The organism is Pelomonas caseinilytica, assembly GCF_021353235.1.
In the GTDB taxonomy this organism is placed as follows: domain Bacteria; phylum Pseudomonadota; class Gammaproteobacteria; order Burkholderiales; family Burkholderiaceae_C; genus Pelomonas; species Pelomonas caseinilytica.
Genome location: NZ_JAJTWT010000002.1, coordinates 134302 through 154917, shown reverse-complemented (window position 1 = coordinate 154917; position 20616 = coordinate 134302). Strand labels below are relative to the sequence as shown.

The following is a 20616-nucleotide window of genomic DNA, read 5'->3' as shown; positions in this document are numbered from 1 at the left end:
CTGGGGGCGGTGCCCACCGAGATCCGCGCGCCCCGCACGCGCCCAGCCTCCTTCGGATTCCATGGCCCTGACCCCGCATCTGACCGCTTTCGAGGGCGGCAACGCCCTGTCCGACTTCCGCGCCCAGGCCCTGCTGGCCAGGCTGCAGACGGTCAATGCCCGCATCGTCGGCGTCAGCGCCCGGGCGGTGCACTGGGTCTGGACGGACCGTCCGCTGGATGGCGAGGCCCGCGACCGCTTCGCCGCCCTGCTGACCTACGGCGAGCCGGCGACCGGCGCCGACGGCGAACTCATCGTGGTGACGCCGCGTTTCGGCACCGTCAGCCCCTGGGCCTCCAAGGCCACGGACATTGCCCGCAACTGCGGCCTGGCGCTTCGGCGCGTGGAGCGCGTCGTGGAGTACCGCGTGGCCACCAAGACCAGCCTGCTGGGCAGCGCCAAGCCCCTGATGGCCGAGGAGCTGCGGGCCTGCGCGGCGCTGCTGCACGACCGCATGACGGAGTCGGTCTGCTTCCGGCGCGAAGACACCGCCCACCTCTTCGACGAGCGCGCCGCCGAACCCCTGGCCCACGTCGACGTGCTGGGGCAGGGCAGGGCGGCGCTGGAGCGGGCCAACGTGGCCTTCGGCCTGGCCCTGTCGGCCGACGAGATCGACTACCTGGAGACCAACTTCAGGAAGCTCGGCCGCAACCCCAGCGACGTCGAGCTGATGATGTTCGCCCAGGCCAACAGCGAGCACTGTCGGCACAAGATCTTCAACGCGAGCTTCACGGTCGACGGCGAAGCCCAGCCGCTGAGCCTCTTCGGCATGATCCGCAACACCGAGAAGGCCAGCCCCCAGCACACCGTCATCGCCTACTCCGACAACGCCGCCGTGATGGACGGCCATGTCATCGAGCGCTGGATGCCGGCGCCGCAGCCGGGCGCCGCCTACCAGGCGCGCGAGGAAACCGCCCATGTGCTGATGAAGGTGGAGACCCACAACCACCCGACGGCCATCTCGCCCTTCCCCGGCGCTTCCACCGGTGCCGGTGGCGAGATCCGCGACGAGGGCGCCACCGGCCGCGGCGCCAAGCCCAAGGCGGGCCTGACCGGCTTCTCGGTCTCCAACCTGCACCTGCCCGGCCTGGACGAGCCCTGGGAGCGCGACCCGGTCGGCAAGCCCGCCCACATCGCCAGCGCGCTGCAGATCATGATCGACGGCCCGCTGGGGGGCGCGGCCTTCAACAACGAGTTCGGCCGGCCCAACCTGGGCGGCTATTTCCGCGTCTACGAGCAGACGGTGGACGGCATCCGCCGCGGCTACCACAAGCCCATCATGATCGCCGGCGGGCTGGGCGCCATCCGCAGCGACCTGACGAAGAAGATCGAGTTCCCGGCCGGCACCCTGCTCATCCAGCTGGGCGGCCCCGGCATGCGCATCGGCATGGGCGGCGGCGCCGCCAGCTCCATGGCGGCGGGCACGAACACGGCCGACCTGGACTTCGACTCCGTGCAGCGCGGCAACCCCGAGATCGAGCGCCGGGCCCAGGAGGTCATCAACCACTGCTGGGGCCTGGGCGCCGAGAACCCCGTGCTGGCCATCCACGACGTGGGGGCCGGCGGCATCTCCAACGCCTTCCCCGAGCTGGTCAACGACGCGGGCCGCGGCGCGCGCTTCGACCTGCGCAAGGTGCCGCTCGAGGAGACGGGCCTGGCGCCCAAGGAAATCTGGTGCAACGAGAGCCAGGAGCGCTACGTCCTGGCCATCGCGCCCGACAGCCTCGCCGCCTTCACGGCCCTGTGCGAGCGTGAGCGCTGCCCCTTCGCCGTCGTCGGCGTGACGACGGCCGAGCGCGAGCTGGTGCTGGAGGACGGCGAAGGCGGCGAGCGGCCCATCGACATGCCCATGGACGTGCTGCTCGGCAAGCCGCCCAAGATGGTCCGCGACGTGAAGCGCGTGGCCCGCAGCGGCGGCACGTTGGACCTGACCGGTGTGCAGCTGGAGCAGGCGGCTTTCGATGTGCTGCGCCACCCCACCGTGGCCAACAAGCGCTTCCTCGTCACCATCGGCGACCGCACCGTCGGCGGCCTCAACCACCGCGACCAGATGGTCGGGCCCTGGCAGCTGCCGGTGGCCGACTGCGCGGTCACGCTGGCCGACTTCAAGGGCTTCGCGGGCGAGGCCATGAGCATGGGCGAGCGCACGCCGCTGGCGGCCGTCAACGCCCCCGCCTCCGGCCGCATGGCCGTGGCCGAGGCCATCACCAACCTGCTGGCCGCCCCCATCGAGCTCTCCCGCGTCAAGCTCAGCGCCAACTGGATGGCCGCCTGCGGCGAGGCGGGCGAGGACGCGGCCCTCTTCGACACGGTCAAGGCCGTCGGCATGGAGCTGTGCCCGGCGCTGGGCGTCTCCATCCCGGTCGGCAAGGATTCGCTGTCCATGCGCACCAAGTGGGACGACCGGCAGGTCACGGCCCCGGTGTCCCTCATCGTCAGCGCCTTCGCCAGCATCGCCGACGTGCGCGGCACGCTCACGCCCGAGTGGCAGCGCGAGGACTCCGCGCTCATCCTCATCGACCTCGGCCAGGGCCGGCATCGCATGGGCGGCTCCATCCTCGCGCAGACGCTCAACCAGTTCGGCGCCGAGGTGCCCGACCTCGACGACCCGCAGCTGCTGGTGTCGCTGGTGCACGCCATCAACGAGCTGCGCTCGGCGGGCCGCCTGCTGGCCTACCACGACCGCTCCGACGGCGGCCTGTGGGCGGCGGCCTGCGAAATGGCCTTCGCCGGCCAGACGGGCCTCAGCCTCAACGTCGACCTGCTGGTCACCGAAGGCGACGGCATCGGCGACAGCCGGGCCGACACGGGCGACTCCAAGAACTGGGCCACCCAGGTCGGCGCCCGCCGCGAGGAGCTGACGCTGCGCGCGCTGTTCGCCGAAGAGCTGGGGGCGCTGATCCAGGTGCGCGCGGCCGACCGCGACGCCGTCATGCAGGTGCTGCGCGCCCATGGCCTGTCACGGCATGCCCACGTCGTCGCCAAGCCGAACGGGACGCGGCAGATGGAAGTCTGGCGGGATGCGAAGAAGGTCTTCGGCGCCGACCTCACGGCCCTGCAGCAGGCCTGGGACGAGGTCAGCTGGCGCATCGCCCGCCTGCGCGACAACCCGGCCTGCGCCGATGCCGAGCACGCCGCGGCCGGCCAGGCCGGCGACCCCGGGTTGCAGGTGCAGCTGAGCTTCACGCCCGAAGCGCCCTTCGTGGCCACGGGCGCCCGCCCCAAGGTCGCCATCCTGCGCGAGCAGGGCGTCAACTCTCACGTCGAGATGGCCTATGCGATGGCCCTGGGCGGCTTCGAGAGCTTCGACGTGCACATGAGCGACCTGCAGTCCGGCGCGGTCAAGCTCGACGGCTTCTCGGCCTTCGTGGCCTGTGGCGGCTTCAGCTACGGCGACACCCTGGGGGCCGGCGAAGGCTGGGCGCGCTCCATCATGTTCAACCCGGTGCTGGCCGAGCAGTTCCGCGCCTTCTTCGCCCGGCCCGACACCCTGGCCCTGGGCGTGTGCAACGGTTGCCAGATGATGGCGGCGCTGGCGCCCATCATCCCGGGCGCCGACGCCTGGCCGCGCTTCACGCGCAACCAGAGCGAGCAGTTCGAGGCGCGGCTGTCCCTCGTCGAGGTGCTGGACTCCCCCAGCGTCTTCTTCCAGGGCATGGCCGGCAGCCGCCTGCCCATCGCCGTGGCCCACGGCGAGGGCTATGCCAACTTCGCGCGGCAGGGCCAGGCGGCCAAGGTCATCCCGGCCATGCGCTTCGTCGACCACCACGGCCGGCCGACCGAGGCCTATCCGTTCAATCCCAACGGCAGCCCCGGCGGCCTGACGGCCGTGACCACGCCCGACGGCCGCTTCACAGCCCTGATGCCCCACCCGGAGCGTGTCTTCCGTAACGTGCAGATGAGCTGGACGAGCGGCGACCGGGCCGCGCACAGCCCCTGGCTGCGCATGTTCCAGAACGCCCGCAAGGCGCTGGGCTAAGCCGCGAGCCGCGCTTCAGGCGGCCGGGTCGTCGCCGAGGAGGCGCGCAGGCAGGGCGTGGCGCAGCGGGTAGTACTGGAAGAAGGGCCGGGCCTCGACGATCACGCGCCAGATCGACGGGCGCGCGAGCAGGCGCTCGAAGTAGGCGGCAAGCCGCACGTGGCCCGGCGCGAAGGGGCGAACGACGGCGGCGTAGAAGAGGGCGGGCGCGGCGGCGCAATCCGCCATGGAGAAGCTGTCGCCCGCGGCCCACGCCCGGTTCCCCAGGCGGCTCTCGACGAGGTCGTAGGCCATGCCGAGTTCGGCGACGGTGGCCGCCAGCGTCGCGGCATCGCGCTCGGCCTCGGGCCGCAACTGCTGGGCGACGAAGCGCTGCATCGGCGTCATCACGTAGAGGTCGAAGATGCGGTCCCAAAGCCGCACCTCCAGTTGGGCTTCGAAGCCTTCGGGCAGCAGGCGCTGGCGGCCGGGGTGGCGGCGGTCGAGGTATTCGATCTGGATGGAGGTCTCGGGCACGACCCGGTCACCGTCGACGAGCAGCGGGATCTTGGCCGTCGGCCACAGCCGGGCGTAGGCCTCGCGAGCCGCCGGGTCGCCGAGGTTGACCATGCGCGCCTCGAAGGCCGTGCCCTGCTCGTACAGGGCGATGAGGACCTTCCAGCAGCAGGAGGACAGCGGGTGGTAGTGCAGCACCAGGCTCATGGCCCGGCTCAGTCCTGCACCACGGCCGCGGCGCGGAGCTTCTTGTTCACCCGCAGGGCCAGCAGGGTGCAGACGGCGCCGGACAGCAGGTAGACGCTGACCGACACGAGGCCGAAGCGCGACGACAGGAAGAGCACGATGACCGGCGCGAAGGCAGCGCCCAGCAGCCAGGCGAGGTCGGCGGTCAGGGCCGCGCCGGTGTAGCGGAAGTGGGACTTGAAGTTGGACGTCACCGAACCGGCGGCCTGGCCGTAGGACAAGCCCAGCAGCACGAAGCCGATCAGGATGAAGGCCGCCTGGCCCGGCTTGCCGCCGTCGAGCATGAAGGGGGCGAAGAGGCTGAAAAAACCGATGGCCACGGCCAGGGCGCCGAGCATGCTGCGCCGGCCGATGCTGTCGGCCACCATGCCGGACAGCGGCATGGCCGCCGCGCCGAACATGGCGCCCAGCAACTCCATCTTCATGAAATCCTCGATGCCCTGCTCGGAATAGAGCGCCACCCAGGACAGCGGGAAGACCGTCACGAGGTGGAAGAGGGCATAACTGGCCAGCGCCGCGAAGGCGCCGACGACGATGTGGTGGCCCTGTTCGGGCAGCAGCTCGCGCAGGTCGGCGGGGTCGAGCTCATGCTCCTCCATGCGCTTCTCGTACTCGTGCGTGACGACCAGGCGCAGCCGGGCGAACAGCGCCACCACGTTGATGGCGAAGGCCGTGAAGAAGGGGAAGCGCCAGCCCCAGGAGAGGAAGTCCTTGGCGTCCAGGCTGCCAAAGACGTAGAGGAAGACGCTGGAGGCGACGATGAAGCCCAGCGGTGCCCCCAGCTGCCCCAGCATGGCGTACCACCCACGGCGGTGTTCGGGGGCGTTCAGCGCGAGCAGGGAGGGCAGGCCGTCCCAGGAGCCCCCCAGGGCCAGGCCCTGGCCGACCCGGCACAGCGCCAGCATGGCGATGGCGGCGCTGCCGGCGTCGGCGTAGCCGGGCAACAGGCCCATGCCGACGGTGGACGAACCGAGCAGGAAGAGGGCGGCGGTCAGTTTGGTCGAGCGGCCGAAGCGGCGCTGGATGGCCATGCCGGCCAGCGTGCCGATGGGCCTGACGACGAAAGCGAGCGCAAAGACCAGGAAGGCATACAGCGTGCCCGTCAGGCGGTCCTCGAAGGGGAAGAACACCTGCGGAAAGACCAGGACGGACGCGATGCCAAAAACGAAGAAGTCGAAATACTCCGAGGCGCGGCCGATGATGACGCCGACGGCGATGTCGCCGGGGGCCAGGTCTTCGTCGGTGCGGGTGGTCAGCGGTCCCGATTGGGGCGTATGGAAGGTACTGCTCGCGCTTGCCATGTGGGCCTGTCTCCGTCTATGCCTAGGACAAAATGTCCAAGTGTTGATCTGGCTCAATCAACTTACATTCCGACGCTGCACGCAAGATCGTTAACCCTCGCGCGCCCCTCAGGATGTACCCCTACAAGTCTCTCCTTACTCGCGTCCTGGTCTTGTCGGCCGGCATCGCATTGAGTGGCTGCAACGGCATCGTCATGAAGCCCCATGGCGACATTGCCCGGCAGCAGGCCAACCTCATCGTCACGTCCACGCTGCTGATGCTGCTGATCATCGTCCCGGTGATCGCGCTGACGCTGTACTTCGCCTACCGCTACCGTCAGTCGAACACCGAGGCGACCTACGCGCCCGAGTGGGACCACTCCACGCGCCTGGAACTGGTGATCTGGGGTGCCCCGCTGATGATCATCATCGCCCTGGGCGCCATCACCTGGATCAGCACCCACAAGCTCGATCCCTTCCGCCCGCTGGAGCGCATCGCCGAAGGCCGGCCCCTCCCGGCGGACGTGAAGCCGCTGGAGGTCCAGGCCGTGTCGATGGACTGGAAGTGGCTCTTCATCTACCCCGAGCTTGGCATCGCGACGGTCAACGAAGTGGCGGCGCCGGTGGACCGCCCGCTGCACTTCCGCATCACCTCCACCTCGGTGATGAACACCTTCTACGTGCCGGCCCTGGCCGGGATGATCTATTCCATGCCCGGCATGGAGACGCAGCTGCACGCCGTCATCAACAAGGCCGGCGTCTATGACGGGATGTCGGCCAACTACAGCGGCGCGGGCTTTTCGGACATGCGCTTCAAGTTCCACGGCCTGTCCGAGGAGGACTTCGCCCGCTGGGTCGAGAGCAACAAGGCGGCCGGCAACGCGTTGACGCGCGCCGACTACCTCAAGCTCGAGCAGCCCAGCACCAAGGAGCCCGTTCGCCGCTTCGCCAGCGTCGAGCCCGGCCTGTGGAGCGCCATCGTCGACCGCTGCGTCGACGGCCGCAAGATGTGCGCCAGCCAGATGATGGCCATCGACGCCGCCGGCGGTGCCGGCAAGGGTGGCGTGGCCGGCACCCTGCGCAGCGCCTGGGGCGACCTCGACGGCAGGCGCCGCGAGCGCACCGTGGTCGCCGCCCTGTGCACGCCGACCAATCCCCTGGGCCTGCCCCTGGAAGCGGCCGACGCCGCGGCCCCCCAGCCCAAGAACTGAGTCCGACCGATGTCCAACGCCACCGTTGCGCAGCAGCACGCTGCCGATCAGCTGCACCCCATCCTCGGCCGCCTCGGCTGGGATGCCATCCCCTACCACGAGCCCATCCTCGTGGCCACCTTCGTGGCGGTCGCCCTGGGCGGCCTGCTGGTGCTGGCCCTGATCACCAAGTACCGCCTCTGGGGCCACCTCTGGCGCGACTGGATCACCAGCATCGACCACAAAAAGATCGGCATCATGTACATCGTCCTCGGTGTCGTGATGCTGCTGCGCGGCTTCGCTGACGCCATCATGATGCGGGCCCACCAGGCCATGGCGTTCGGGGACAACGCCGGCTTCCTGCCGCCGCACCACTACGACCAGGTCTTCACGGCCCACGGCGTCATCATGATCTTCTTCGTCGCCATGCCGCTGGTGACGGGTTTCATGAACTACGTCGTGCCGCTGCAGATCGGCGCGCGCGATGTGGCCTTCCCCTTCCTGAACAACTTCAGCTTCTGGATGACGGCCGGCGGCGCCATCCTGGTGATGCTGTCCCTCTTCATCGGCGAGTTCGCCAAGACCGGCTGGCTGGCCTATCCGCCGCTGTCGGGCCTGCTGGCCAGCCCCGACGTGGGGGTGGACTACTACCTCTGGGCCCTGCAGATCGCCGGCGTCGGCACCACGCTGTCGGGCATCAACCTCATCGCCACCATCATCAAGATGCGCGCGCCCGGCATGACCATGATGAAGATGCCCGTCTTCACCTGGACGTCGCTGTGCACCAACGTGCTCATCGTCGCGACCTTCCCGGTGCTGGCCGCCACGCTGGCGCTGCTGACGGCAGACCGCTACCTCGGCACCAACTTCTTCACGAACGACCTCGGCGGCAACGCCATGCTCTACGTGAACCTGATCTGGATCTGGGGCCATCCCGAGGTCTACATCCTGGTGCTGCCGGTCTTCGGCATCTTCTCGGAGGTGGTGTCCACCTTCAGCCGCAAGAAGCTCTTCGGCTACGCGTCCATGGTCTACGCCACGGTCGTGATCACCATCCTGAGCTACCTCGTGTGGCTGCACCACTTCTTCACGATGGGCTCGGGCGCCAGCGTGAACAGCTTCTTCGGCATCACGACGATGATCATCTCGATCCCGACGGGCGCCAAGATCTTCAACTGGCTGTTCACGATGTACCGTGGCCGCATCAAGTTCGAGGTGCCGATGCTGTGGACCGTGGGCTTCATGGTCACCTTCGTCATCGGCGGCATGACCGGCGTGCTGCTGGCCGTGCCGGCGGCGGACTTCGTGCTGCACAACAGCCTCTTCCTCATCGCCCACTTCCATAACGTCATCATCGGCGGCGTGGTGTTCGGCGTGTTCGCCGGCATCAACTACTGGTTCCCCAAGGCCTTCGGCTTCCGCCTGGATGCCTTCTGGGGCAAGGTCTCGTTCTGGTGCTGGTTCATCGGCTTCTGGGTCGCCTTCACGCCGCTGTACATCCTCGGCCTGATGGGCATCACGCGCCGCGTCAGCCATTTCGACGACCTTTCGCTGCAGCCCTATTTCGTCGTCGCGGCCATCGGCGGCGCCATCATCGCCTGCGGCATCGCGGCCTTCCTGGTGCAGATCGGCGTCAGCGTCCTGCGCCGCAAGCAGCTGGCCGACACCACCGGCGACATCTGGGGTGGCCGCACGCTGGAGTGGTCCACCGCCTCGCCGCCGCCGGACTACAACTTCGCCTTCACGCCCATCGCCCACGAGATGGACGCCTGGTACGACATGAAGCAGCGCGGCGCCGAGCGTCCGCTCAAGGGCTTCGTGTCCATCCACATGCCCCGCAACACCGGCTCCGGCTTCGTGATCGCCATGCTGGCCACGGCCATGGGCTTCGCGCTGATCTGGCACATGTGGCTGATCGCGGGGCTGAGCTTCGCGGCGACGGTCATCGCGTCCATCGTCCACACCTTCAACTACGACCGCGACTACCACATCCCGGCCGATGCGGTGACCCGCACCGAGGACGAGCGCACCCGTGCCCTCGCCGCGGCGGCCTGACCGGGAGACCGACATGACTGCAACGATCGCCACCCACGTGAACGGCGCGCCGGTCTACTACGACCACGGCGGCGAGCACCACCCGCCCAGCAGCACCATGCTGGGCTTCTGGCTCTACCTGATGAGCGACTGCCTCATCTTCGCGGTGCTCTTCGCCGTCTACGCCGTGCTCGGCCGCAGCTACGCGGCCGGCCCGTCGGGGGCCGACCTCTTCGACCTGCCGCTCGTGGCCGTCAATACCGCGCTGCTGCTGTTCTCGTCCATCACCTACGGCTTCTCGATGATCGCCATGCAGCAGGGCCGCAAGGGCCAGGTGCTGGCCTGGCTGGCCGTCACGGGGCTGTTCGGCCTGGGCTTCCTCGGCATCGAGCTGTTCGAGTTCTCCCACCTCATCCACGAGGGCGCGGGGCCGCAGCGCAGCGCCTTCCTGTCGAGCTTCTTCACCCTCGTCGGCACGCACGGCCTGCACGTCACCTTCGGCTGCATCTGGCTGGTGACGCTGATGTTCCAGGTCGGCAGGCTCGGCCTCACGGCCGCCAACCGCCGCCGCCTGATGTGCCTGTCGATGTTCTGGCACTTCCTGGACGTCGTCTGGATCGGCGTCTTCACCTTCGTCTACCTGATGGGCTCGATGTGATGGCTGAGCACAACCACGACTCCCACGGCCACGGCTCCCATGACTCGCATGGGGACGACGGCTTCCACGTGAGCTTCAAGGGCTACGCCACCGGCTTCATCCTGTCGGTCATCCTGACGGCCATCCCCTTCTGGCTCGTCATGGGCAAGGTGCTGCCCAGCCCCAAGGTCACGGGCTTCGTCATCCTCGGCTTCGCGGCCGTGCAGATGGTGGTGCACATGATCTATTTCCTGCACATGAACGCCAAGATCGAGGGCGGTTGGTCGCTGCTGGCCTTGCTGTTCACCATCGCCCTGGTCGTCATCATGCTGGCCGGCTCCATCTGGGTCATGTACCACATGAACGCCAACATGATGCCGACCCCCGATCCGGCGGCGATGCGCAACATGCCGTGAATGTGGAGCCTCTCGTCTGGCCTCGCCCTGCTGAACGCAGGCGTGTCCAGCCGGTCCCCCGAGGGGACGGCAATGCTTGCGGCGTCGAGCCGGAAGCACATCGCCAGTGCGGGCCGGCTTGGGAGCGGCCCGGCGCTCGGCCCGCGAAAGTCACCACGCGGCAGGTGCGCGCGGAATGAATCGCGCGGCGCGGGTTCTGCTCATCGTCGCCGCGGCTCTGGCCAGCCTGGGCTTCCTGGCGCTGGCCGCCTGGCAGGTCCAGCGCCTGGGCTGGAAAGAGGACCTGATCGCCCGCGTCGAGCAGCGCCTGAAGGCCGAGCCCGTGCCGCCTCCGCCGGCCTCGGCCGCCGTGGGCAAGGACGACGAGTACCGGCGCCTGCGCCTGCGCGGCCGTTTCGAGCCTCGCGAAGCCCTGGTGCAGGCCACGACCGAGCTGGGTGGCGGCCATTGGGTGCTCGTGCCGCTGCGGCTGGACGACGGCCGCATGGTCCTCGTCAACCGCGGCTTCGTGCCGCCCGAGCGTCGCGCGGCCGACCAGCATGCGGCGCCTGCCGGCCCCGTCGAGCTGACCGGTTTGTTGCGGCTGACCGAGCCGGGCGGCGGGCCGCTGCGCCGCAACGAGCCGGCCGCGGACCGCTGGTACTCGCGCGACGTGGCCGCCATCACTGCGCGCCTGGGCCTGGCCGGGCCCGTCGCTCCCTTCTTCGTGGACGAGGCCGCCGACCCCGCCCAGCCGCAGCGCTGGCCACGCCCCGGGCTGACCGTCGTGCGTTTCAACAACAATCACGCCGTCTACGCCGCCACCTGGCTGGCGCTCGCGGCCATGGCCGCCGCCGCGGCCGGCTACCTGCTCCGCGAAGAGCGCCGGCGCGCCACGCCTTGAACACCGACCAGTCCAACCCACCCGCCGCCAAGCCGGCCGCCGAGCCCGTCGCCGCCGCCCCCGAGCGCCGGGCCGGCCGCGCCAACCTGAGCCAGCTCATCGAGCTGCGCTGGCTGGCCGTGGGCGGGCAACTGGCCACGGTGCTGGTGGTGCACGCCGGCCTCGGCCTCGTCCTGCCCTGGGCCGAGATGCTCAGCCTGCTCGGCATCCTGGTCGCCTTCAACCTCTTCAGCCTGTGGCGCAACCGGCTCGCCCAGCCGGTGTCGCAGCTCGAGCTTTGCATCGCCCTGCTGGTCGACGTGGGCGTGCTCACGGGCCAGCTCTACCTGGCGGGCGGCAGCGACAACCCTTTCATCTACCTCTACCTGTTGCAGGTGGCTGTGGCCTCGGTGCTGCTGCGGCCGACGTATCTCTGGGCCGTGGTGCTGAGCACGGTGACCGGCTTCGTCGCGCTCACGCAGTGGCACCGCCCGCTGCTGCTCGACCCCTCGTCGCCCACGACCCTGTCGCCCAACTACCTCGGCGGCCTGCTGTTGTGCTTCCTGCTCAACGCCGGGCTGCTGAGCATCTTCATCGTGCGCATCAACCGCAACCTGCGTCAGCGCGATGCCGAACTGGCCGAACTCCGCCAGCGCGCGGCCGAGGAGACGCACATCGTGCGCATGGGCCTGCTGGCCAGCGGCGCGGCCCACGAGCTGGGCACGCCGCTGGCCACGCTCAGCGTCATCCTCGGCGACTGGGCGCACATGGCGCCCTTCGCCGCCGAGCCCGAGCTGCGCGAGGAGATCGAGGAGATGCAGCGCCAGATCCTGCGCTGCAAGGCCATCGTCACGGGCATCCTGATGTCGGCCGGCGAGATGCGGGGCGAGGCGCCGCGGTTGACGACGCTGCATGCCTTCATCGAGGGCCTGGCCCGCGACTGGCGGGCCGCCCACCCGAGTGCCGGCCTGGCGCTGCGCAGCGAAGGCCTGCCGGAGGTGGAGATCATTTCCGACAGCGCGCTGCAGCAGGTGGTGGCCAACCTGCTCGACAACGCCGCCGAGGCGGCGCCTGGGTCGCAGCCCACCCTGGTCGCCTCCTGTCCCGACGAATACACGCTCTCGCTGAGCGTGCTCGACGAAGGCCCGGGGTTCGAGCCCGAGCAGCTCAGGCACTTCGGCGAGCCCTACCAGAGCAGCAAGGGCCAGCCCGGCCGCGGCATGGGCCTCTTCCTGTCCGTCAACGTCGCACGCACGCTGGGCGGGCGGCTGGAGGCGCGCAACCGCGACGGCGAGGGCCATGGCGGGGAGGAGGGCGGCGCCGCCGTCACCCTCACGCTGCCGCTGGCTTCGCTGCTGCCGCCACAATCCCCTCCGCATGCCAGCCTCCGTTGAACAAGACCGTCTGCTGCTCATCGTCGAGGACGACGACAGCTTCGCCCGCACCCTGACCCGCTCCTTCGAGCGCCGTGGCTGGCGCGTCGTGCGCGCCACGGGCCTGGACGACATGAAGAACCTGCTCGACGAGCTGCCCGAGGACGAAGAGCTCGGCCATGCCGTCGTCGACCTCAAGCTCGCCGGCGGCGCCTCGGGCCTGGCCTGCGTGCAGGCCCTGCACGGCTGGGACCCGGAGGTGCTCATCGTCGTGCTCACCGGCTACGCCAGCATCGCCACGGCCGTCGAGGCGATCAAGCTCGGCGCCTGCCACTACCTGGCCAAACCGGCCAACACCGATGACATCGAGGCGGCGTTCGCGCGTCGGCAGGGCGACGCGGAGGTCGAGGTCACCGAGCGCCAGACGGCCTCGATCAAGACCCTGGAGTGGGAGCGCATCCACGAGGTGCTGGCCGAAACCGGCTTCAACATCAGCGAGACGGCCCGGCGCCTGGGCATGCACCGGCGCACCTTGGCACGCAAGCTCGAGAAGCAACGCATCAAGTGAAATGCGTTGCGCTGGCTCGGCGGTTGTAGGCCAAGTGAAATGTGTTTGTGCAAAGGTAATGACTATCATGGCGGCTGCGCGACGTCGCGCATTCGAGGATCCGAGGACTCCCACCATGAAGCTGAAGAATTCGACCCCAGGCGCCGTCCTGGCCCTGGGCCTGGTGCTCGCCGGCTGCAGCAGCACCCCCGTCACGCCGCCGCCCGCACCGGCTCCCGCCCCCGTGGCCCAGGCCCCCGCGCCTGCCGCGCCGGCCCCCGCACCTCAGACCCAGGTCGCCAAGGTCGAAGTGCCCGCCCATCTCGACCCCAAGAGCCTGATCTCCACCGATCGCAGCGTCTATTTCGACTTCGACAACTTTGCCGTCAAGCCGCAGTACGACGCCATGCTTCAGCGCCATGGTCAGTACCTGGCCAAGAACGCGCAGCTGGCCGTCAAGGTCGAAGGCAGCGCCGACGAGCGGGGCAGCGCCGAATACAACCTGGCCCTGGGCCAGAAGCGTGCCGAAGCCGTCGTCAAGGCGCTCAAGGCCTACGGCGTGCGCGATGCGCAGATGGAAGCGATCAGCTGGGGCAAGGAGCATCCCAAGGCCACGGGCCACGACGAAGCCGCCTGGGCGCAGAACCGCCGGGCCGACATCGCCTACCCGCAGCGCTGACCACTGCCTCGCGTGCCGCCCGGCCTATTGACCCAGCGGCACCTTGGCCGCGCGGGCGTCGCCCTCGTCCAGCACGCTGATCAGGCGGGCGAGGTCGGTATCCAGCCGCGCCAGGGTGTCGGCGTCGAGCGACGCCAGCGCCTGCGGCAGCACGCCACTCAACGGGCCGGGCGCCTTGCGCAGCACGGCCCGGCCGGCGGGCAGGAGCGTCAACTGCACGGCACGCCGGTCGGCGCCGTCCTTGCTCGCCTGCACGAGGCCGCGCGCTGCCAGTGCCCGCACCAGATTGCTGGCGGTGGACTGGTGCACGTCCATGGACCGGGCCAGTTCGGTGGTGCCGATGCGGGGCTTGGCATCGATGAGGCTGAGCGCCCACAGCTGGGCGCCGCCGATGCCGGCCTGCTTCTCGACCTGCTGGAAATGCGTCTTGACGGTGTTGAACACCAGCCGGAAGCGGCGCAACACCCGCGTCGCGGGTTCGCTGAGTTCGGGAGGCGGAGCCGGTTTGCGCGTGGCCATGCGGCCATGATAGGGGCCGCGCCGTGACGCCGCGGCCCTGGCTCCCCCACCTGCAGCGCGAGCTGTCGGACTGGCGGCTGTGGCTGACCCGCGCCCTCGTCATCGCCTTCGCCGCCCTGGCCGGGCTGAGCATCGTCGTCTTCTCGTGGCTGGGCGACTGGACGCTCGCGCAGTTCGCGCGCGCCCGCCACGCCTGGTGGTGGCTGCCGCTGGTCTGGACGCCGCTGTGCACCCTGGCCATCGTCGCGCTCACGCGGCGTTTCTGGCCCGGCGCCGCGGGCTCCGGCATCCCGCAGGTCATGGCGTCGCTGGACACCGCCGTGCCGCCGGAGCAGCGTTCGCTGTTCGTGTCGTTGCGGCTGTCCTGCGCCAAGGTCGTGCTCACGTCCTGGGGCCTGCTGGCGGGGCTGAGCATCGGCCGCGAAGGTCCCTCCGTGCAAGTGGCCGCGGGCATCATGCATGCCGTGCGGCGCTGGCTGCCCGAGCGCAGCGGCGTCAGCGCCCAGGGCCTGCTCGTCGTGGGCGGCGCCGCGGGCATCGCCGCGGCCTTCAACACGCCGCTGGGCGGCGTCATGTTCGCCATCGAGGAGCTGAGCCGCCGGCCCGAACAGCGCAACAGCGGCCTGCTCATCGCCGCCATCGTGCTGGCCGGCCTGGTGGCCGCCTCGCTCAAGGGTGACGAGGCCTACTTCGGCGTCATCCACGTCGGCGAGCTGGACCTGTCGCTGCTGGGGCCGGGCCTGCTGCTGGCCCTGGGCAGCGGCGTGCTGGGGGGGCTGTTCTCGCGCCTGCTCATCGCCAGCCTCGCGGGCCAGGGCCAGGACGCCTTCAGCCGCTGGCGGCGGCTTCGGCCCTTGAGCTTCGCCCTGGCCTGCGGCCTGGCGGTGGCCGTGCTCGGCGTGGTGACGGACGGCGCCACTTTCGGCAGCGGCTACAGCCACACGCGCGCCCTGCTGCAGGGCGAGCACCTGGGCTCATGGCTGTACGCGCCGCTGAAGCTGCTGGCCACCTGGCTGACGGCCTGGTCGGGCGTACCCGCGGGCATCTTCGCCCCCTCGCTGGCCATCGGCGCGGCCTGGGGTGCCGACGTGGCGGCCTGGACGGGCTACGCCCAGGCGCCGGCGCTCATCGCCCTGGGCATGGCCGGCTTCCTGGCGGCGGCCACGCAGGCGCCGCTGACGGCCTTCATCATCGTCATGGAGATGGTGGACGGCCACGCCATGGTGCTGAGCCTGATGGCCTGCGCCCTCATCGCCAGCGGCGTGGCGCGGCTGCTGTCACCGCCGCTGTACGCCACGCTGGCGCGTGGCCAGCTGGCCCGGCTGCCGGTTCAGAGCGAGGCCAGCAACTCGTAGCTGCGCCGCCTGAGCGCGTGGTCGTGCACGGCGCAGGCGACGATGAACTCGTCGGCCTGGGTGCGTTCCCGCGTGGCCGCCAGCCCGGCGCGCACCGTCTCGGGCGAGCCGACGATGGATTCGCTCAGCATGCGCTCGACCTGTGCGGCTTCGTCCGGCGTCCAGAGGGTGTCCATGCTCGGCACCGGCGGCGGCAGCTTGCCGCGCCGCCCGCGCACCATGCCGAGGAAGCGCTGCTGCGCCGAGGTGAAGAGCCATCGCGCCTCCTCGTCCGTCGGTGCCACGACGACGTTGAGCCCCACCATCGCGTGTGGCTTCGGGTGGCGCGTGCCGGGCCTGTAGGTGGAGCGGTAGACCTGCAAGGCCTGCATCAGCATCTCCGGCGCGAAGTGCGAGGCGAAGGCGTAGGGCAGGCCGAGATAGGCGGCGAGCTGGGCACCGTAGAGGCTGGAGCCCAGCAGCCAGATGGGCACCTCGGTGCCCTGGCCCGGCACGGCGCGCACGACGGCGTTGTCCGCCGCCGGCCCCAGGTAGGACTGCAGCTCGAGCACGTCGTTGGGAAAGCTGTCCTCGCCGCCGCTGTCCAGGCTGCGGCGCAGGGCGCGCATGGTCGGCCGGTCGGTGCCGGGCGCGCGGCCCAGCCCTAGGTCGATGCGGCCGGGGAAGAGTTCGGCCAGCGTGCCGAACTGCTCCGCGATGGTCAGCGGCGCGTGGTTGGGCAGCATGATGCCGCCCGCGCCGACGCGGATGCGCCGGCTCACGGCTGCGAGTTGCCCGATCAGCACGGCCGTGGCCGAGCTGGCCACGCCCTCCATGTTGTGGTGCTCGGCCACCCAGTAGCGCTGGTAGCCCAGGCGGTCGGCGAGTTGGACGAGGTCCAGGCTGTTGAGCAGGGCTTCGCGGGTGGTGGCGCCCTCGACGACGGGAGCCAGGTCGAGGATGGAAAGCGGGGGCAGGGCGGTCATGGCGCCATGTTGCCGCCGGTCGCTTGGCCCTGTCAGGGCGAGGGGATGAGGTCCTTGCCCATGAAGACGCTCAAGGGGTGGTCCGGATAGCTGCCGAAGGGGCCCCGGCGCTCGAACCCCTCGCGGGTATAGAAGGCCAGCGCCTCGGGCTGACGAGGCCCGGTCTCCAGCAGCAGCTGCCGGCAGCCCCGGGCCCGTGCCGCATGTTCCAGCGCCTGCATGAGGCGCCGCGCCACGCCCTGGCCGCGCGCCGCCGGCCGCACATACATGCGCTTGATCTCGCCGTGCTGGGGCCTGAGCACCACGGCGCCGCATCCCGGCGCATGGCCCAGGGCGTCGCGGGCCGCGACGAAGACGACGTCGGGCTGGCAAAGTGAGGCCAGGTCCAGCGCATAGCGGGCCTCCGGCGGGTACAGGCTGTCCTGGTAGGCATCGAGTTCCTCGATGAGGGCGATGACCTCGGGTTGGTCTGGGGATTCGACGGTGATCTTCATTCGGATGGGGGCGCGTGCCGATCTGGATTCATGCCAATGCCATCGCCTGCTGCAGCGCCTTGGCATTGCTGCCGCACAGTCCCCGGAAGGGCAGGCTGATGCGGTCGTCCTCAGCGGCTGCCTGCCAGAAGGCCAGGGCGCGCGGCGCCACGCGTTGCCAGCGCTGGCGCTCCGCAGGGACGGGCAATGCCGGCGTCAGCGGTGCCGACGTCGCTTCGCCACCGGCCAGCGGTGCATAGCGCATGGGCAACTGGTCGTAGCTGGGCGCCAGGCGCAGTCCGTCGGCGTCGTGGAAGAAGCCCAGATTCCCGCCGTGCATGTCGCTGTTGCCGATGAGGCGACCGAACAGCTGGCGCTCGGCCACGCGCTCGGCGTCGTCCGCGCTCAGCAGCTCCAGGGCCAGCAGGGCGCGGGCGACTTCGGTCCAGTCATCGCCTCTGGCACCCACCAGGCCGGCGTTGACGGTCTCCAGGCTGATGACGCCACGCCGGCCGTGCTCGCCCAGGCGGTCGAAGCGTTCGCTCTCGAGGAAGTGGCGCCCGCCATGCGCCAGCAGCCGGGTGCGAGCGGACTCCGGCCCCAGGCACTTGGCCGCCAGGTGCTCGCATACGAGCAGGTCGCGCCATCGCTGCACGGTGGCCGACTCGTCAGCGCCGGAGAATTTGACGACGCAGTGCGGCGTGGCCATGCCGGGCAGTTCGCGCGCGGCCGTGAACTTCGGGAACTCGCCGCCCGCCGAAGAGCCGGGCAGAGCGCCTTCCAGCACCTGTTCGGCCAGGCGCACATAGGCGGCTGGCAGCTCGGCGTCTTGCAGCCGCGGGGAGCCGGCCACGCGCCGGTCGAGGAAGCGCTGCAGCGCCGCGTCACCGACGAGCAGCTCACCGGGAAGATCGTCCCCGAAGGCGCCCAGCGCGAGCAGCAGGGCGTCGTCGTCCCAGAGCCTGGGGTCGGCGGGGAGGTTCAGCGCCGCCGCATGCCGGCGCGCGAAGGCGCGGCCCAGGAAGCCCTGCGGGCGGAGGTCGTACAGCGGATAGGGCAGGCCTGGATACCAGCCGTCGCGGGCCTCTTCGGGCACGGGCCAGACGGCCATGGCCGCCTCGAAGTGGCAGCCATTCGGCCAGACGGGGCGCAGCCGCCCGACGCTCTGAGGGCGGCCTTCGGAATCGATGAGGTAGACGGCCGCTTCGAGGCGCTGGCCGCGCAATTCGCGCCGCCAGGCGACGCGCCGGCGGCGTGTCTGTCCGGCACCCACCACGGCGTCCGCGGCGGTGGCCACGAGGCGCTGGGCCGTCTTGGTCGAGCAGCCCAGGCCGGCGGCAATGGCTGCCATGCCGGCAGGACCATGCAGACGCAGGAATCGTTCGAGGCTCGGCGGGTCGGCAGGCATGGATTCAGGAGTCGTGTCCTGAATTATGTCCTGAATTTATTTTAAAAATCAATTGAAGAACAAGAACTTGCGAATGCTTCTCCACATCCTTTGTCCTGAATTCAGTGGTCAATTCAGTGTCATCTCGGCCCGGATGAGCTGAGGGCCGTCGGGATGCCCGAGCAGCCGGACGCCCAGGTCGCGCAGCAGCGCCAGCATCCGCCGGTTGTCGGCCAGCACGTCGCCGGACAGTTCGCGCAAACCCTGGCGGCGCGCCTCGGTGATGAGATGGGCCATGAGGCGCCGGCCCAGGCCCCGGCCTTGCCAGGCATCCGCCACGGCCAGTGCGAACTCGGCGGCGCCGGTTCTCGCGGGGTCGGCGACGAAGCGTGCGTCGGCGACGATGGCGCCCTCCGGCCCGGGCAACACCAGCACCCAGGCGCGGTGCAGGCGCTGGTCCACCTCGGTCAGCAACTTCAGCAGGCTCGGGCTCAGCTCGCGCAGGCCGAAATGAAAGCGCAGCACGCGCGAGTCCAGCGACAGGCCGTTGAAGAAGACCTGCTCTGCCGCTGCGTCTCCGGGCGCCAGCGGGCGCAGGTGCAGGACATGGCCGCCCGCGAGCGTCCAGCGTTCGCCGGTCGCGGCACCCCGCAGCGCGAGCGCGGCCGCACTCACGGCCCCCCCCTTCGGCCTGCGGCCCGTCCCGCCGGCAGGAGCGAACTCATGCACGGCCCTCGCCGCGATGCAGGTGGAGCACGGCCGGGCCGCTGAGTGCGCTGATGGTGAGCTGCTCGTCGCGGTCGACCGTGAAGCACTGGCCGGGCTCCAGGACGATGTCACGCACGTCGTGGTCCATGGTGATCCACAAGGTGCCGCTGGCGCTGCACAGGCGGGCGGCGGCGGCACGGTTCAGGCTGCAGGTCTGGCCGCGCTGCAGCAGCAGGCGGGTCTGGGCGGTGTCGATCAGCATCGTGTGCTCCTCGTGGCGGGCGTTGCATGCGGGATGGGCATGCTTGCGTCTATCCCGTCTGGCTTGGATAGTGGCGCCCGTCCACTTGGCCGACAAACGATGATTCGGAAGGCTTCGCATTCCGCCAGCTCATGCCAGACAAGCCCCTCGACCGACTCCCGCCGCTGCAGTTGCTGGCCGCCTTTGAGACGGCGGCCCGCCACCTGAGCTTCACGCAGGCGGCGGCGGAGCGTTTCATCACCCAGTCGGCCATGAGCCGGCAGATCCGCGCGCTGGAGGAGGAACTGGGCGTGACCCTCTTCGAGCGCCGCCACCGGGCGCTGGCTCTCACCGAGGACGGCCTGCGGCTGCATGCCGCCTGCTCGGCTGCGCTGAACACGCTGCGCGTGGCAGTGCGCACGGTGCGCGAGCCCCACGAGCGCCAGATGCTCGCGCTGACCACCACGCCCGGCTTCGCCTCGCTGTGGCTGATCCCCCGGCTCACCGGCTTCACGCGCGCTCACCCCGGCATCGATCTGCGACTGGATGCCGGCCTGGGCAACCGCAACCTCGCCAGCGAGGGCTTCGACCTCGCCATCCGCTACAGCCCCCTTGGCGGGGCGCAAGGGCGTCAGCTCTTCGCCGAAACCATGGTGCCGGTATGCAGCCCGCGCCTCGCGGAGGAGCTGGGCCTGCCGCTGCGCGAGCCCGCCGATCTCGCCCGCCACACCTTGCTGCACCTGGCGATGGACGGCGACAGCAGCGGCATGCCGGCCGAGTGGGAGCCCTGGCTCAACGCCTGGGGCCTGACCGATCTGCGGCCGGCCGCGCGGCTGAGCTTCTCGAGCTATGCCGAGGCCATCGCCGCTGCCGTGGCCGGCCAGGGCGTGGCCCTCGGGCGCCGGCCGCTGGTGGACGCCTTGCTGGCCAGCGGCCAACTCGTCACGCCCTTCGACGCCGGCATCGAATCGGCGCGGGCCTACCGGCTCATCGTCGACCCGGCGGCCCGCTCACGGCCGGCGGTGAAGGCCTTCGAGGCCTGGTTGCTGGCGGAGTGCGGCTAGGAGTCTGCGCGGCAGAACTTGCCGCACATCACCGCGTAGCTCTGCGAGCCCATCGGCTGAAGCTTCGATGGGTTTTTAGCGAATGGCTCGATGGCCTGCAGCCTTTGGTGGGCCTGGTGGAGCTGCA

At 70.2% G+C, this 20616-nt stretch carries 19 protein-coding genes; 11 read left to right on the top strand and 8 right to left on the bottom strand.

Translation table 11 applies throughout. From position 1 onward, the window contains the following. Positions 1–61 precede the first annotated feature (61 nt). Positions 62–4018, top strand: coding sequence for a phosphoribosylformylglycinamidine synthase (gene purL / locus LXT12_RS04560; protein ID WP_233389925.1), 3957 nt, complete (start codon positions 62–64; stop codon positions 4016–4018). 15 nt (positions 4019–4033) lie between these two features. Here purL and LXT12_RS04555 read toward each other — a convergent pair whose 3' ends face one another. Both LXT12_RS04555 and LXT12_RS04550 read right to left on the bottom strand, forming a co-directional pair. Beyond that, positions 4034–4720, bottom strand: a complete 687-nt coding sequence (locus tag LXT12_RS04555; RefSeq protein WP_233389923.1) for a glutathione S-transferase family protein — start codon at positions 4718–4720, stop codon at positions 4034–4036. 8 nt (positions 4721–4728) lie between these two features. Then, positions 4729–6060, bottom strand: coding sequence for an MFS transporter (locus LXT12_RS04550; RefSeq protein ID WP_233389921.1), 1332 nt, complete (start codon positions 6058–6060; stop codon positions 4729–4731). A 113-nt stretch (positions 6061–6173) separates the two neighbouring features. On the opposite strand from LXT12_RS04550, the gene cyoA reads away from it, so the two are divergent. The 8 genes from cyoA to pal all read left to right on the top strand — a co-directional run bounded on the left by cyoA (position 6174) and on the right by pal (position 13777). Further along, positions 6174–7250, top strand: a complete 1077-nt coding sequence (cyoA, locus tag LXT12_RS04545; RefSeq protein ID WP_233389919.1) for a ubiquinol oxidase subunit II — start codon at positions 6174–6176, stop codon at positions 7248–7250. 9 nt (positions 7251–7259) lie between these two features. Then, positions 7260–9284: a cytochrome o ubiquinol oxidase subunit I gene (gene cyoB / locus LXT12_RS04540; RefSeq protein ID WP_233389917.1), complete on the top strand. Its 2025-nt coding sequence runs from the start codon at positions 7260–7262 to the stop codon at positions 9282–9284. Between the two features lie 13 nt (positions 9285–9297). Beyond that, positions 9298–9921, top strand: a complete 624-nt coding sequence (cyoC, locus tag LXT12_RS04535; RefSeq protein ID WP_233389914.1) for a cytochrome o ubiquinol oxidase subunit III — start codon at positions 9298–9300, stop codon at positions 9919–9921. Then, complete coding sequence (gene cyoD, locus LXT12_RS04530; RefSeq protein WP_233389912.1) at positions 9921–10316, top strand: cytochrome o ubiquinol oxidase subunit IV; 396 nt, start codon at positions 9921–9923, stop codon at positions 10314–10316. The genes cyoC and cyoD overlap by 1 nt, the downstream gene beginning before the upstream one ends. Before the next feature lie 175 nt (positions 10317–10491). Then, positions 10492–11199 carry an SURF1 family protein gene (locus tag LXT12_RS04525; protein WP_233389910.1) on the top strand — a complete coding sequence of 236 codons (708 nt, stop codon included), beginning with the start codon at positions 10492–10494 and terminating at the stop codon, positions 11197–11199. After that, positions 11196–12572: an ATP-binding protein gene (locus LXT12_RS04520; RefSeq protein WP_233389908.1), complete on the top strand. Its 1377-nt coding sequence runs from the start codon at positions 11196–11198 to the stop codon at positions 12570–12572. Before LXT12_RS04525 ends, LXT12_RS04520 begins: the two co-directional genes overlap by 4 nt. Beyond that, positions 12556–13119: a response regulator transcription factor gene (locus tag LXT12_RS04515; RefSeq protein ID WP_233389907.1), complete on the top strand. Its 564-nt coding sequence runs from the start codon at positions 12556–12558 to the stop codon at positions 13117–13119. The genes LXT12_RS04520 and LXT12_RS04515 overlap by 17 nt, the downstream gene beginning before the upstream one ends. 115 nt (positions 13120–13234) lie before the next feature. Next, complete coding sequence (gene pal / locus LXT12_RS04510) at positions 13235–13777, top strand: peptidoglycan-associated lipoprotein Pal (protein WP_233389905.1); 543 nt, start codon at positions 13235–13237, stop codon at positions 13775–13777. Positions 13778–13801: 24 nt separating this feature from the next. Here pal and LXT12_RS04505 read toward each other — a convergent pair whose 3' ends face one another. Then, positions 13802–14296 (bottom strand): MarR family winged helix-turn-helix transcriptional regulator, encoded by a 495-nt coding sequence (locus LXT12_RS04505; protein WP_233389903.1) that lies wholly within the window; start codon positions 14294–14296, stop codon positions 13802–13804. Between the two features lie 23 nt (positions 14297–14319). Here LXT12_RS04505 and LXT12_RS04500 point away from each other — a divergent pair, with 23 nt between their 5' ends. Beyond that, a complete protein-coding gene (locus LXT12_RS04500) occupies positions 14320–15651 on the top strand; it encodes a chloride channel protein (RefSeq protein WP_233389901.1) in 1332 nt (443 codons plus the stop codon). Here the strand turns inward: LXT12_RS04500 and LXT12_RS04495 are convergent. The 5 genes from LXT12_RS04495 to LXT12_RS04475 form a co-directional block, all read right to left on the bottom strand. Next, entirely contained in the window at positions 15627–16607 is a 981-nt protein-coding gene (locus tag LXT12_RS04495) for an LLM class flavin-dependent oxidoreductase (protein WP_233390794.1), read from the bottom strand. The two genes, LXT12_RS04500 and LXT12_RS04495, sit on opposite strands and share 25 nt — an antisense overlap. 41 nt (positions 16608–16648) lie before the next feature. Beyond that, positions 16649–17110 (bottom strand): GNAT family N-acetyltransferase, encoded by a 462-nt coding sequence (locus tag LXT12_RS04490; RefSeq protein ID WP_233389898.1) that lies wholly within the window; start codon positions 17108–17110, stop codon positions 16649–16651. Positions 17111–17138: 28 nt separating this feature from the next. Continuing rightward, positions 17139–18497, bottom strand: a complete 1359-nt coding sequence (gene yjjJ, locus LXT12_RS04485) for a type II toxin-antitoxin system HipA family toxin YjjJ (RefSeq protein WP_255763472.1) — start codon at positions 18495–18497, stop codon at positions 17139–17141. Positions 18498–18605: 108 nt separating this feature from the next. Beyond that, positions 18606–19151: a GNAT family N-acetyltransferase gene (locus tag LXT12_RS04480; protein ID WP_233389894.1), complete on the bottom strand. Its 546-nt coding sequence runs from the start codon at positions 19149–19151 to the stop codon at positions 18606–18608. A gap of 46 nt (positions 19152–19197) precedes the next feature. Further along, positions 19198–19446 carry a DUF2917 domain-containing protein gene (locus LXT12_RS04475; protein WP_233389892.1) on the bottom strand — a complete coding sequence of 83 codons (249 nt, stop codon included), beginning with the start codon at positions 19444–19446 and terminating at the stop codon, positions 19198–19200. 131 nt (positions 19447–19577) lie between these two features. Here LXT12_RS04475 and LXT12_RS04470 point away from each other — a divergent pair, with 131 nt between their 5' ends. Beyond that, on the top strand, positions 19578–20489 hold the full coding sequence (locus tag LXT12_RS04470; protein WP_233389890.1) for a LysR substrate-binding domain-containing protein: 912 nt from the start codon (positions 19578–19580) through the stop codon (positions 20487–20489). The last annotated feature ends 127 nt before the right edge of the window (positions 20490–20616 follow it).